General features: G+C 68.1%; 15 protein-coding genes. 10 read left to right on the top strand and 5 right to left on the bottom strand.

Features of this window, described 5'->3' with window-relative positions; all coding sequences use genetic code 11:
• The first annotated feature begins 30 nt into the window (after positions 1–30).
• The 6 genes from NMD1_RS06945 (at position 31) to NMD1_RS06920 (ending at position 4,848) form a co-directional block, all read left to right on the top strand.
• Positions 31–456 (top strand): 23S rRNA (pseudouridine(1915)-N(3))-methyltransferase RlmH, encoded by a 426-nt coding sequence (locus NMD1_RS06945; protein WP_124809883.1) that lies wholly within the window; start codon positions 31–33, stop codon positions 454–456.
• Positions 457–466: 10 nt separating this feature from the next.
• Positions 467–1,681, top strand: a complete 1,215-nt coding sequence (locus tag NMD1_RS06940) for a murein hydrolase activator EnvC (protein ID WP_125954195.1) — start codon at positions 467–469, stop codon at positions 1,679–1,681.
• Between the two features lie 97 nt (positions 1,682–1,778).
• Positions 1,779–3,137 (top strand): S41 family peptidase, encoded by a 1,359-nt coding sequence (locus NMD1_RS06935; RefSeq protein ID WP_125954194.1) that lies wholly within the window; start codon positions 1,779–1,781, stop codon positions 3,135–3,137.
• A gap of 4 nt (positions 3,138–3,141) precedes the next feature.
• Entirely contained in the window at positions 3,142–3,639 is a 498-nt protein-coding gene (locus tag NMD1_RS06930) for a disulfide bond formation protein B (RefSeq protein ID WP_125954193.1), read from the top strand.
• A complete protein-coding gene (locus NMD1_RS06925; RefSeq protein ID WP_190287269.1) occupies positions 3,636–4,148 on the top strand; it encodes a demethoxyubiquinone hydroxylase family protein in 513 nt (170 codons plus the stop codon). The genes NMD1_RS06930 and NMD1_RS06925 overlap by 4 nt, the downstream gene beginning before the upstream one ends.
• Positions 4,149–4,260: 112 nt before the next feature.
• Positions 4,261–4,848: a hypothetical protein gene (locus NMD1_RS06920; protein WP_125954192.1), complete on the top strand. Its 588-nt coding sequence runs from the start codon at positions 4,261–4,263 to the stop codon at positions 4,846–4,848.
• A gap of 45 nt (positions 4,849–4,893) precedes the next feature.
• On the opposite strand, the gene fabI is transcribed toward NMD1_RS06920, so the two are convergent.
• The 3 genes from fabI to NMD1_RS06905 are packed head-to-tail and all read right to left on the bottom strand — an operon-like array spanning position 4,894 to position 7,751.
• A complete protein-coding gene (gene fabI / locus NMD1_RS06915) occupies positions 4,894–5,697 on the bottom strand; it encodes an enoyl-ACP reductase FabI (protein WP_124809888.1) in 804 nt (267 codons plus the stop codon).
• The gene (locus tag NMD1_RS06910) at positions 5,694–6,782 is read right to left on the bottom strand and encodes a YihY/virulence factor BrkB family protein (RefSeq protein ID WP_125954191.1); all 1,089 of its coding nucleotides are present in this window, start codon (positions 6,780–6,782) and stop codon (positions 5,694–5,696) included. Before NMD1_RS06910 ends, fabI begins: the two co-directional genes overlap by 4 nt.
• Before the next feature lie 6 nt (positions 6,783–6,788).
• A complete protein-coding gene (locus NMD1_RS06905) occupies positions 6,789–7,751 on the bottom strand; it encodes a DnaJ C-terminal domain-containing protein (protein ID WP_125954190.1) in 963 nt (320 codons plus the stop codon).
• A gap of 200 nt (positions 7,752–7,951) precedes the next feature.
• Between NMD1_RS06905 and pdxH the strand changes: the two genes are divergently transcribed.
• The gene (gene pdxH, locus NMD1_RS06900; RefSeq protein WP_125954189.1) at positions 7,952–8,563 is read left to right on the top strand and encodes a pyridoxamine 5'-phosphate oxidase; all 612 of its coding nucleotides are present in this window, start codon (positions 7,952–7,954) and stop codon (positions 8,561–8,563) included.
• A 10-nt stretch (positions 8,564–8,573) separates the two neighbouring features.
• A complete protein-coding gene (locus tag NMD1_RS06895; protein ID WP_124809892.1) occupies positions 8,574–9,551 on the top strand; it encodes a cation diffusion facilitator family transporter in 978 nt (325 codons plus the stop codon).
• Here NMD1_RS06895 and NMD1_RS06890 read toward each other — a convergent pair.
• The gene (locus NMD1_RS06890) at positions 9,544–10,677 is read right to left on the bottom strand and encodes a serine hydrolase (protein WP_125954188.1); all 1,134 of its coding nucleotides are present in this window, start codon (positions 10,675–10,677) and stop codon (positions 9,544–9,546) included. The two genes, NMD1_RS06895 and NMD1_RS06890, sit on opposite strands and share 8 nt — an antisense overlap.
• A 32-nt stretch (positions 10,678–10,709) precedes the next feature.
• On the opposite strand from NMD1_RS06890, the gene NMD1_RS06885 reads away from it, so the two are divergent.
• A complete protein-coding gene (locus NMD1_RS06885) occupies positions 10,710–11,114 on the top strand; it encodes a hypothetical protein (protein ID WP_124809894.1) in 405 nt (134 codons plus the stop codon).
• Positions 11,115–11,126: 12 nt separating this feature from the next.
• Here NMD1_RS06885 and mnmA read toward each other — a convergent pair whose 3' ends face one another.
• The gene (mnmA, locus tag NMD1_RS06880; protein WP_199558080.1) at positions 11,127–12,284 is read right to left on the bottom strand and encodes a tRNA 2-thiouridine(34) synthase MnmA; all 1,158 of its coding nucleotides are present in this window, start codon (positions 12,282–12,284) and stop codon (positions 11,127–11,129) included.
• 179 nt (positions 12,285–12,463) lie between these two features.
• Here mnmA and NMD1_RS06875 point away from each other — a divergent pair, with 179 nt between their 5' ends.
• Positions 12,464–12,799 carry a hypothetical protein gene (locus tag NMD1_RS06875; protein WP_124809896.1) on the top strand — a complete coding sequence of 112 codons (336 nt, stop codon included), beginning with the start codon at positions 12,464–12,466 and terminating at the stop codon, positions 12,797–12,799.
• The last annotated feature ends 11 nt before the right edge of the window (positions 12,800–12,810 follow it).

The following is a 12,810-nucleotide window of genomic DNA, read 5'->3' as shown; positions in this document are numbered from 1 at the left end:
GGAGGGAGAGCGTTCCCGATCGGAAACCGGATGCTGCTGCACATTATCGCGCGCGGGAAGATCGGGCGATCGCCCGAGGCCGAGCTGGTCGACCGCTATGCCAAGCGCGTCGCCTGGGGCCTCAAGGTTACCGAGCTGCCCGATCGCGGCGGCACGATCCCGCCGCCCGCGGCCACGCCCGTCCGAACCGTCGCGCTCGACGAGCGCGGGCGCCAGCTCACCTCGACCGAGTTCGCCGGCATTCTGGGCCGTTGGCGCGACGATGGCGTGCGCGAGGCGCGCTTCCTGATCGGCGCGGCTGACGGGCACGATGCGGACGTGCGCGGCAAGGCCGATCTCCTGCTTGCCTTCGGCGCGGCGACCTGGCCGCACATGCTGGCCCGCGCCATGCTGGCCGAGCAGTTGTGGCGCGCCACCAGCATTATCGCTGGCCATCCCTATCACCGCGAAGGATAAGCGCCGCGTCATGACGTCGCGCACCCTCCTTCTCGCCACCATGGCCGCGCTGGCCGGCGTGTTAGGCTGGCAGCTTGCCGTGGCGCAGCAGGCCGCGCCTTTCGACGATGCCGGGCAGGCGGGCGACGCGCTGCGCCAGGCAACCCGCGAACTGACGATGGCGCGGGCACGCGGCGAACAGCTGGAGGCGGAAGCGCGCAAGGCCACCGAAGCGGCCGACCGTACCGCGCGCGAAACGGCGGCGGTGGCCGCGCGCATCCAGCAGTCCGAAGCCGAAATCCAGGTGGCGCAGGCGAAGATCGCGCTGATCGATCGCCAGCGCGCGGCGCTGCGGCTGCGTATCGCCGCGCGGCAGGAACCGGTGGTGCGGCTGACGGCGGCCCTGCAGCTCATGGCGCGCCGGCCGCTCGCCTTCAGCCTGATGCGCGCCGATACCCTGCGCGATACCGTCTATCTGCGCGCGGTGCTGGAAACGATGCTGCCCGAAGTGCGGCAGCGCACCGCGGGGCTGCGGCAGGAAATCGTGCGCGGCCGCGCCCTGCAGGCCAGCGCGCGGCTGGCCGCCGACCAGCTGCGCCAGGGCGAACAGGGGCTGACCGCGCGGCGCCAGCAGCTTGTCGCCATCGAAAGCCGCCAGCGCATCGAATCGCGCGCGGCGCAAGGGACGGCCAGTCGCGAGGCGGACCGTGCGCTCGCGCTGGCCGAACAGACGCGTGATCTGCGCGCGCTGATGGACCAGTTGCAGGCCGATGGTTCGCTGCGGCAGAAGCTGGCCGCGCTGCCCGGCCCGGTGCCGCGCCCCGAACGGCCGGGCGACGCGCTGATGGTGGCGGATACCGGCCCCACCCCTTCGGCTTCGGCGGCGCTTTCGTGGATTCTGCCGGTGGGCGGACGGATCGTGACCGGCTTTGGTGAACGCGGCGCGGGCGGGCTGTCTTCCGGACTCACCTTCGCGCCGGTCGGCGGCGCGCAGGTGGTCGCGCCGGCGGCCGGGCGCGTGGCCTTCGCCGGCGCCTATCGCGGCTATGGCCGGATCGTGATCATCGAACACGATGGCGGCTGGACCTCGCTCGTCACCAATCTCGGCCGGCTTGACGTGAACGTGGGCGAAACCGTGGTGCAGGGCGCTCCTCTGGGCGCGGCCGGGCCGGGCCGCCCGACGGTGACGGTCGAACTGCGCAAGGATGGCGCTCCGATCAATCCGCTGCAGGCACTGCGCGGATGACGATCCCCGGATGACTCACCGTGTCGCGCCATCTGGCGTTCATCGCGCTGCCGCTATAGAACGCGGCCCCATGGCCCCCTTGAAGCGAAAGTCCCCGATGGCGAAGACCCCGTTCACGAAGACCGTGGCCTCCCTCTTCCGTGCCACCGCGCTCGTGTCGGCAATCGCGCTGATCCCGGTGACGACCGCCGGGCTGGCCGCCGTGGACGCCAAGACCGGCCCCGAATTCACCCGGCTGATGGCGATCTACGAGCGGATCAAGGCCAATTACGTGGAGCCGGTGGACGACGACAAGCTGTTCAAGGGCGCGATCGATGGCATGCTGGCCACGCTGGATCCGCACAGTTCCTATCTCGACGCCCGCGATTTCGAGAACCTGCGCACGCAGACCGATGGCTCCTATGGCGGGCTGGGCCTGTCGGTGACGCTGGAGGACGGCGCGGTCAAGGTTATCGCGCCGATGAAGGGCACGCCGGCCGATCTCGCCGGGATCAAGGCGGGCGACTATATCACCCACCTCGACGGCAAGCTGATCTACGGCGGCTCGCTCGACGACGCGGTGGATCAGATGCGCGGCGAAGTGGGCACGCAGATCCGCCTCACCGTGTTCCGCCCCGGTCGCGACGAGCCGCTCGACCTGACCATCACGCGCCAGGTGATCGAGCTGAAGCCGGTCGAATGGAAGGTGAAGGACAATGTCGGCGTGATCTCGGTATCGAGCTTCAGCGCCAACGTCGGCACGCAGGTCGCCGCCGCCTGGCGCGATATTCGCGCCAAGACGGGCAACCGCCCGGCCGGCCTGATCCTCGATCTGCGCGGCAACCCCGGCGGGTTGCTGGACGAAGCCGTCTCGCTATCGGACCTGTTCCTCGAAAAGGGGCCGATCGTCTCGCAGCGTGGCCGCTATGCCCGCGACAATGAGGTGTACAACGCCACGCCGGGCGATATCGCCAAGGGCGTGTCGATGATCGTGCTGATCGATCAGGGGTCGGCCTCCGCTTCGGAAATCGTCGCCGGCGCGATGCAGGACCAGCACCGCGCGGCGATCCTGGGCGAACGCAGCTTCGGCAAGGGCAGCGTGCAGACGCTGATCCCGCTGACGCGCGACACCGCGCTCAAGCTGACGACGGCGCGCTACTACACCCCGTCGGGCCGTTCGGTGCAGGAAGGCGGCATCGATCCCGACGTGCGCGTGCCGCAGATTTCCGATCCCGACATGCGCAAGCGCGCGCTGCGCTCCTATCGCGAAAGCGACCTGCGCGGGCACCTGATCAACGAGCTGAAGGACGACAAGGATCTCGAGACCGACAAGGGCGAGGATCCGCGCTTCAAGATGACGGCCGAGGAACTGAAGGCCAAGGGCATCGACGACTTCCAGCTCTATTACGCGGTGCAGACGCTGGGGCGGACCGCGCCGCAGGCGCTGCCCCTCCGGGCATCGGCAGGAAAGCGCTGACACGATGACGCCGGTCCAGTCGCGCAACGCCGCCTATACCCTGGCGCTGCTGATCCCCGCCGCGCTGATGGGCGGGGCGCTGATCGCGCAGTTCGGGTTCGGCCTGCCCCCGTGCGAGATGTGCTGGTGGCAGCGCTATCCGCATATCGCCGCGATCGTCATGGCGCTGATCGCGCAAATGCAGCGCCGCACCGGCGGGGGTGACATGCTGGTCATGCTGGCTGCCGTCGCGATCGGCATCAGCGGGCTGATCGGCGCGTTCCACGCCGGCGTCGAATACGGCTGGTGGGAAGGCATCACCACGTGTTCCTCGCACAAGCTGGGCAACGATCCGCTGGCGGCGATCATGTCGGCGCCGGTGATCCGCTGCGATGTCGCGCCGTGGACGCTGTTCGGCGTGAGCCTGGCGGGCTACAACTTCCTCATTTCCATGGCCGGCGCGATCACGGTGTTCAGACTGCTGGGCCGCGCTCGCCGTTCCGCCGGAGGATTGCAGCCATGAGTGACAGGTTCGCCGCGATGATCCGGGTCGATCAGGCCGGCGAATACGGCGCCGTGCGCATCTATGCCGGGCAGATGGCGGTGATGGGCGATCGCGCGCCGCATTCGGCCGAAGTCGCGGCGATGGCGGCGCAGGAAGCCGATCACCGCAAGCGGTTCGACGCGCTGCTGGCACAACGCGGCGTGCGGCCGACGGCGCTGCAGCCGGTATGGTCGGTCGCCGGGTTCGCGCTGGGTGCGGCAACCGCGCTGATCGGGCCGGAAGCGGCTATGGCCTGCACCGCCGCCATCGAGACCGAGATCGACCGCCACTATACCGAACAGCTCGACGAACTGGGCGACGACGACCCGGAGCTGGCCGCGATGGTGCGCGAATTCCGCGACGACGAGCGCGAGCACCGCGATGCCGCGATCGCTGCCGGGGCCGAGCGCGCGCCGGGCTATCCGGTGCTGTTCCACGCCATCCGCTTCGGCTGCCGTGCGGCGATCGCGCTTTCGAAGCGGATCTGAGGGGCGAAACGGATCTGACGTATCTGATTGATTCAGGTCAGCGACGGGGCTTCATCTACCATTCAAGAGGGTGCGGCCCTATATCGGCACCAGACCCAGCTGGAGAGTCACGATGACGCGCTTCTTACCCCGGATCACCGCCCTGGCGCTGATCGCCACCGCCGGCATCGCGGCATCGCAGCCCGTCCAGGCGCAGGACGCGACATCGGGCGAGAAGGTCAACCAGCTGATCATCTATGGCGACGATCCCTGCCCGGCCTCCAACGCGGGCGAAATCACGGTCTGCGCGCGCAAGGACGAATCCGAACGCTTCCGCATTCCCGCGCCCTTGCGTGACAATCCCAACGCTGCGGCCAACCAGGGCTGGACAGAGCGTGTCCGGGCCTATGAAACGGTGGGCGCGGCCGGCGTGAACTCCTGCTCCCCGGTCGGTTCGGGCGGGGCATCGGGCTGCGTCTCGCGCCTGATCAACGCCGCCTATGCCGAGAAGAAGCAATCGAGCGACGTGCAGTTCGGCCGGTTGATCGAGGAGGAGCGCGCCAAGCGCCTGCAGACGATCGACGCCGATACCGCCGCCGAACAGGCGCGGGTGGAAGTGCTGGAAAAGCAGTACGAGGAAAAGCTGGCCAAGGAACGCGCGGCCGAGGATGCCGCCGGCGCGGCGACACCGCCGCCGGCCATCACCCCGTCGCATCCCTGACGGACAGCCCCTCCTCCCGCTAACGAACGGAAGGGCGTCTCGTCATCAGCCCAGTGCGATGTCGGGCGCGTCTTCCTGCTTCATGCCGACCGTGTGGTAGCCCGCGTCGACATGGTGGACTTCGCCGGTCACGCCCGAGGACAGGTCCGACAGGAAATAGAGCCCCGCCCCGCCGACGTCCTCGATCGTCACATTCCGCCGCAGCGGCGAGTTCAGCTCGTTCCACTTGAGGATATAGCGGAAATCGCCGATTCCGCTGGCAGCCAGCGTCTTGATCGGACCGGCCGATATCGCGTTGACGCGCACGCCCTGTGGCCCGCAATCGTTGGCGAGGTACTGCACGCTGGTTTCCAGCGCCGCCTTGGCCACGCCCATCACATTGTAGTGCGGCACGACCTTTTCGGCGCCGTAATAGGTCAGCGTGAGGATCGATCCGCCTTCGGGCATCATCGCGATGGCGCGCTTGGTCACGGCGACGAGGCTGTAGGCCGAGATGTTCATCGTCGTCAGGAAATTGTCGAGCGAGGTGTCATAATACCGGCCGCGCAACTCGTTCTTGTCCGAAAAGCCGATGGCATGGACGACGAAATCGATCGTCGGCCACCGCGCCTTCAGCGTTTCGAACGCGGCATCGAGCGCCGCCATGTCCGATACGTCGCATTCGATCAGGAAATCGCTGTCCAGGCTTGCCGCCAGCGGGCGGACGCGCTTTTCCAGCGCCTCGCCCGGATAGGAGAAGGCCAGTTCGGCACCTTGTTCACGCAGCTTGCGGGCGATCCCCCACGCCAGCGACTTGTCATTGGCAAGGCCCATGATCAGGCCCCGCTTTCCTTCCATCAGTCCGGTCATGCGCCCTCTTGCTCGATGCTCATCCGGCGCGCCCTGCGCGCGCGATCGTCAGCCTGCCCCACCACATCGCGCTCTTCGGGCGTTTCCGCGAGCGCAGCGTTGAGTTCGGCTCCTACCACCATCCCTAAGCCGACAAGCCAGAAAAAGAAAAGCGCGATCATCACGCCGGCAAGGCTTCCGTACGTTAGGTTGTAAGTGAAGAAATGGCGCAACACTCCCGGCAGCGCCCCGGTGACCGCCAGCCACCACAGGCTGACGAGCAGCGCGCCGGGCCATTTGGGATAGCGCCGGCCCCGGTAAGCGCCGGGGGTCAGCGAGATGAACAGCAGCCACAGCGCCAGGAAGAAGATCACCGCCGGCACGAAGCGCGACAGCGACAGGCTGGCGATCCATCCGCTGAACTGCGGCATCCACGCCTCGATCGCCTGTTGCGCGGTGCCGATCGCCACTTGCGCGGCGATGGAGAGCAGGATCAGGATCACCGAGGCCACGATCAGTCCGGTGGACGCCAGGCGATAGCGCCAGAAGGCGTGCTCCCAGCGCGTGCCATAGGCGCGGCGCAGGATGTCGCGGATCGTTTCGACAAGGCTGCCCACCGTCCAAAGGCCGATCAGCCCGCCTACCCACAGCAGCCAGCCGGTGCGCATCTCCACCACGCTGCGCGCCACCGGATCGAGCGCTTCGGCCACCACCGGCGGCATCGCGATCAGCACGGTGTTGATAGCGGCGGCGCGCTGGCTGGCCTCGCCCAGCGCGGAAAAGATCGCCGCGCCGGTGATGAAGAACGGGAACAGTGCGATCAGCACCATGTAGGCGAAGTTGCCGGCATGGATGAACCCGTCGTGATAGACGCCGGTCCACACCCGGCGGATCACTTCCAGCGCCCGCGCGTGGCGGGCGGGCGGCACGGGCGCCACAAAACCCTGCGCATCCGGGGGGAGCCGCAGGGCGGCGCGACGGCGGGCTTCGGGCGAAAGGTCGGGAACATCGATCAGCGGCGCGATCGGTGGTTCGGCCGGCGAGGATGCAGCCCGTTCCGTTCCGTCATCGCCCGGCCCGGGCGAAAGGCCGGATACGGGAGTCATGCCGTCTTAAACGCCCAGCTTACCGCGCGGGTTCCGGGTGTCCTGCCATCCTGCGAGCCGGGTCTGGAGATCGGCGCCCAGTTCGCTGTCGGCGGGCGGGAGGTCGATCTGCAGCGTCACCAGCTGATCGCCGCGCGTGCCGTCCTTGCGGGTAAAGCCCCTGCCCTTCAGCCGCAGCGTGCGTCCGCTGCTGCTGCCGGGCGCGACGGTGAGCATCACCGGGCCATCCACGGTCGGCACCTTCACCTTGCTGCCGTTGACCGCCTCGTCGAGCGTGACCGGCAGGTCGAGCCGGATGTTGTCACCATCGCGTTCGTAAAACGGGTGGCTGCCCACCTCGATCGTCACGATCGCGTCGCCGGCGCCACCGGGGCCTTGTTCGCCCTTGCCGGGAAGGCGCACCTGCTGGCCGCTTTCCACGCCCGCGGGTAGTTTGAGGTCGATGGTCTTGCCGTCCGACAGGGTGATGCGCTGGCTGGCCCGGCTGGCGGCGTCGGTGAAGGAAACCTGCAGCCGATAGCCGACATTCGCACCCTTGGGCGGCGGGCCACGCCGCGCGCCGCCGAAGCCGCCGAAACCGCCACCGCCGCCGGGCTGGCCGCCGCGCCCGCCGAACAGGCCCTCGAAAATGTCGCCGATGTCGATGCCCTCGGCACCGGCGCCCTCGAAGCCGCCCGAATGGCGATAGCCGTGCTGCGCCCCGCCAAAGCCGCCGCCCGCGCCGCCGAAGCCGAAGGGGCTTGTGGGATTGCCCTCGGCGTCGATCTCGCCCCGGTCGAACTGGGCACGCTTGTCCTTGTCGGACAGGAGGTCATAGGCCTGCGTCACCTCGGCAAACCGTTCGGCCGCCTTGGGATTGTCCTTGTTCCGGTCCGGATGGAGTTCCTTAGCAAGCTTGCGGTACGCGGATTTCACGTCCTTTTCGCTCGCGCTGCGGTTTACGCCAAGAATGGAATAGGGGTCTGCCATGGTTCCCTAGCTAGGTGCCGAAACGCCGCGCCGCAAGCGGCGCTTTCCTACTGCACGGGGGTAGGATAGGCGATGCCCATGAACCTTGATCCTCGTCATGGCTATCTCGCGCTTTGCCGGCCACACGACAGCCTGTCCGCGGCGGGCGGCCGTTTGCCTCTGAACCGTGTCAACTTTGTCAACTTCGTCAGGAAAATGCCGTGAAACCTGAACAAGCGCGCGATGCCATCCCCCATGCCGATCCGTTCGCCATCTTCGAGGAATGGTTCGCGCAGGCGCGGGCCAGTGAACCCAACGATCCCAACGCGATGGCGCTCGCCACCGCGACGCCGCAGGGCGTGCCGTCGGTGCGGATGGTGCTGCTGAAAGGGCATGGGCCGGATGGCTTCGTGTTCTACACCAACTTCCACAGCCGCAAGGGCGGCGAACTGGCGGCGAACCCGCACGTCGCGCTGCTGTTCCACTGGAAATCGCTGCGCCGGCAGATTCGCGTCGAAGGCACCATCACCGAAGTGACGGCGGCCGAGGCGGACGCCTATTTCGCCAGCCGGCATCCCGAATCGCGGCTGGGTTCGGCCGCCTCGGACCAGTCGCGCCCGCTGGATTCGCGGCAGACCTACCTTGACCGGGTGGACGCCCTGCGCGCGCAATACCCGGACGGAGAGGTCACGCGGCCGGCGCACTGGTCCGGCTATCGCGTGAAGCCCGCCGCCATCGAGTTCTGGCAGGACCGCGACCATCGCCTGCACGAACGCCGCCGCTTCGTGACCGATGGCGCCGGCGGCTGGACCAGCACGCTGCTTTACCCGTAAAGCGAATGGCATGAGCGCGATCCCCTCCGATCTCAACCGGCGCGCGGCGATGGCCAGCATGGCCGTGGCGACGCTGCTGGCCGGCCTGAAGCTGTGGGCGGTGATCTCCACGCATTCGACCGCGATGCTGGGAAGCCTGGCCGATACCGGGCTGGACCTGGTGGCCAGCGCCGCCACGCTGCTGGGGGTATGGGTCGCGGCGCAGCCGGCCGATCACAACCACCGCTTCGGGCACGGCAAGGCCGAAGCGCTCGCGGCGATGTTCCAGGTCGTGCTGATCTCGATCTCGGCGCTGGGCCTGGCCTGGCGCGCGGTGGGGCAGTTCCTGGGCGGAGAGCGGGTGGCAGAGGCCGAATCGGGCGTGATCGTGTCGGTGGTGGCGATGGTGGCCACGGTGGCGCTGCTTGCCTATCAGCGACACGTGATCCGCCAGACCGGCAGCCTCGCGATCAGCACCGACAACGTCCACTACAAATCGGACCTGTTTCTCAACCTCGCGGTGATCGCCGCGCTCGTGCTCGATCATTACCTTGCGCTGGGCGGCGTCGACGCGGCTTTCGCGTTCGGCATCGCGCTGTGGCTGGGCTGGGGTGCGTGGGGCGCCTCACAGGATGCGATCGAGCAGTTGATGGACCACGAATGGCCGCTCGAAAAGCGCGAGCGGTTCCTCGAGGTCGTCGCCCAGCACCCCGAGTTGAAGGGCCTGCACGATCTGCGCACGCGCACCAGCGGCGATCGCGATTTCGTGCAGTTCCATGTCTGGGTCGATGGCAAGATGACCGTGACCGAGGCGCACCGCGTGATGGACGAGATCGAGGAAAAGCTGATGGAGGCCTTCCCTGGCGTGGAAGTGCTGATCCATCCCGATCCCGAAGGTCTGGTGAACGAGGCGCCGCTGGGCGCCCGCGATCTTCTCGCGCCCGGCCCGGACGGGGAAAGCCCCGCGCTGGCGGTGCAGGGCGCGCCCGCCGGGGAACCTGCTACCTGAACGTGTCGATGATGTCGGCGAGGTGGCCCGTCACCGCGCCCAGCTTGTCGTCGGGCGTCTTGCCCAGACGCACGACCACCAGCTTGCGGCTGGGCGAGACCAGCACGTACTGGCCCAGGTGGCCGATGCAGGCAAACAGGTCCTTCGGGCCGCGATCGGGGAACAGCGCGGGCCGGTCCTTGCCGCTGGGCGTGCGGTTCAGCCAGATCTGCGCGCCGTATTGCGCCTGCCGCGGCGATGGCGTGGTCATGAAATCGATCCACTGGCGCGGGATGATCTGTGCGCCGCGCACCGATCCCTTGTTGCGCAGGAACTCGCCGAACCGCACCCAGTCGCGCGCGGTGCCATGGATCAGCGATCCGCCGATCAGCGTGCCCGCCGCGTCGAATTCCGGCAGCATCGAGCGCATTCCGGCCGGTTCGAACAGGCGCGTGCGCAGATATTCGGCCACGGCGCGGCGGCGGTGCTCGGCATCGGGCACGGGCGCCAGCGCGCGCGCGGCGAGATCGGACAGGATCACGCTGGTCGCGGTGGAATAGCGGAAGGTCTTGCCCGGTTCGCTGTCGAGCGGCTGGTCCTCGGCATAGCGCGCCATGTCGTCGCGCCCGTCCAGGAACAGCATCCGCACCTCGTCGGATTCATAGACGGGATCGCCCGCCTCGACATGCTTGAGCCCCGATCGCATCTGCAGCAGCTGCCGCAGCGTGATCTCGCCACGCGGATCGCCGGGGCGCTGCCACGCGGGGACGGGCGCTGATTCGTTCAGCCGCAGCCGGCCGTCGGACACCAGCATCCCGATCATCACCCCGGTGATCGACTTGGCCATCGACCAGCTCACGAAGCGGGTGTTCTCGTGGTAGCCAGGGGCATAGCGTTCCGCCACGATCCGCCCGCCGCGCATGACGATCACCGCGCGGGTCTCCGCAGCCGCCTCGTCGGTGAACAGCGCGTCGACCGCGCGGGCCAGGCCTTCGCGATTCGTCCCCGGGTCTTCGACCACCGCCTTCATCGCGGCGTCCGACAGCGGCGGAGGCGGCGGTGCGGGCGCGTCTCCGGACCTGCCGCAGCCGATCAAGGCTGGCACAAGCAGCAGGGGGAGGATATGGGACAAGCGCGGGCGGGCCATGGCGTCAGTCCTTTCCTCCAGATGGCCCGGACATGGCAACCGCAAACGCATCTTCTTCCGCAAAGTCTGACCGGAATGGATCGAACCCGGACGGCTCCCCGGCCAACGGCGCGCCACCGCGCGGGCGGCGGCGCTGGCGTCTGGTCCTGCCGGTCGTGGCGCTGCTGGTGGCCGTCTTCGCCTATTTCTGGCCGGCGCTTCACGGCTACGCGATCACCGGCGCATCCTACGGCGCGCGCGTCGGCTGCTCGTGCCGCTATGTCGGCGGGCGCACGCTCAGCGATTGCCGGAAAGATTTCGAGGCGGGCATGGCAATGATCACGCTGTCGGAAGACCCGCAGGCGCGCAGCGTTACCGCGCGTTTCCCGCTGCTGGCCCGGCAAACCGCGACATACCGTGAGGGATCGGGCTGCGTGCTCCAGCCCTGGAACGACTGATCCGGGAGCGGATCAGGCCGCGTCCTGCCAGCGGCCGGTTTCCGCGATCCAGCCGCCGCCGATCACGCGTTCCCCGGCATAGAGCACTGCCGCCTGCCCCGGCGCCACGCCGTATTCCGGCTGCAGGAAACGGATGGCGGTTTCCGCGCCATCCCCGAACGGGCCTTCGAGCACCACCGGCACCGGCTTGGCCAGCGACCGCACCTTGGCGGTTAGCGGCGCATCCTGCGGCAGGGCGCCGATGCGGTTGGTCTCGATGATTCGCGCCTTGCCCACGGCCAGCATGGCTTTCGGCCCCACCAGCACGCGCCGGTGCGGCGCGTCGAGCGCGGTGACATAGAGCGGTTCGGGCTGGCCGCCGATCTCCAGCCCGCGCCGCTGGCCGACCGTATAGTGGATGATGCCGCGGTGCTGGCCGAGCACTTCGCCGGTGGCAGCATGGACGATCTCGCCCGGCGCGTCGCCTTCGGGGCGCACCGAACGCACGACGCGCGCGTAATCGCCATCGGGAACGAAGCAGATATCCTGGCTGTCGGGCTTGGCCGCCACGCCCAGGCCCAGGTCGGCGGCGATCCGGCGCGTCTCGGTCTTGGGCAGGCCGCCCAGCGGAAAGCGCAGGAAGGCGAGCTGTTCTTCCGTGGTGCCATAGAGGAAATAGCTCTGGTCGCGCGCGGGATCGAGCGCGCGGTGCAGTTCCGGCCCGGCCGCGCCGGCCACGCGGCGCACGTAGTGCCCCGTGGCCAGGCAATCCGCGCCGAGTTCGCGCGCCATGCGCAGCAGGTCGGTGAATTTCGGCCCCATGTTGCAACGGATGCAGGGAATCGGCGTGCGGCCGGCCAGGTAATCGTCGGCGAATCGTTCGACCACTTCCTCGCGAAAGCTCGATTCGTGGTCGAACACATAATGCGCGATGCCCAGCCGGTCGGCCACGGCACGGGCATCGCGGATGTCGTCGCCCGCGCAGCAGGCGCCCTTGCGCCCCGTGGCGGCGCCGTAATCGTAGAGTTGAAGCGTCACCCCGATCACTTCGGCGCCGCTGGCGGCGGCGAGGCCCGCTACGACCGAGCTGTCCACGCCGCCCGACATCGCCACGACGATCCGCCGCGCGCTCAATGGCTGCGGCAGATCGAAAAATGTAGCGTAATCGTAAACGGAGGAAAGACTGGCCATGCGCCGTCCCATAAGCACATTTGCGGAGGGAATGCAGGAAAAATGCGCAATTCCCGGCCTTGCCCCGCTGGTGCGCCGGACGATGGAAGCAATTAATTGCCGCCAGAATGGCTATTCCTAACTCTTGGTAAAGGCGGCCTTTACCGTCCCTTATGACTGCCCGGGCTAGAGACCCGCTCATGGAAATGGGATTCAACGATATCCGGCCACCGGGTGATTCGTGCCTCGTCGAAAGCGGGGGGCAGGGCGAACGCCTGCGTCCGCTCGGCTGGCACGAACTGTGCGCGCGTCTCGTCGCGGCGCAGGATCTGCGCAAGGCGGTGAAACAGGCGTTGCCGGGCAGCACCACGCTGCAAGGCGGCGCGAGCTTTCACGGGCTTGCCGCACGGCTCCTGACGGGCGGCGAAAATGTTGAAACTCCCGTTAACCCAACCCGTTCAACGAATGGCAAAGCGGAAGGAGGAACATTGCCGGCGAAGCAAACGCCGCCCTCCCCCCCTGTCGAGCCGAGCTGATCGACGAGTAT

This window comes from Novosphingobium sp. MD-1 (assembly GCF_001014975.1).
GTDB lineage: Bacteria > Pseudomonadota > Alphaproteobacteria > Sphingomonadales > Sphingomonadaceae > Novosphingobium.
The sequence above is the reverse complement of the archived record's forward strand: the minus strand, read 5'-3'. Positions and strand labels throughout refer to the sequence as shown.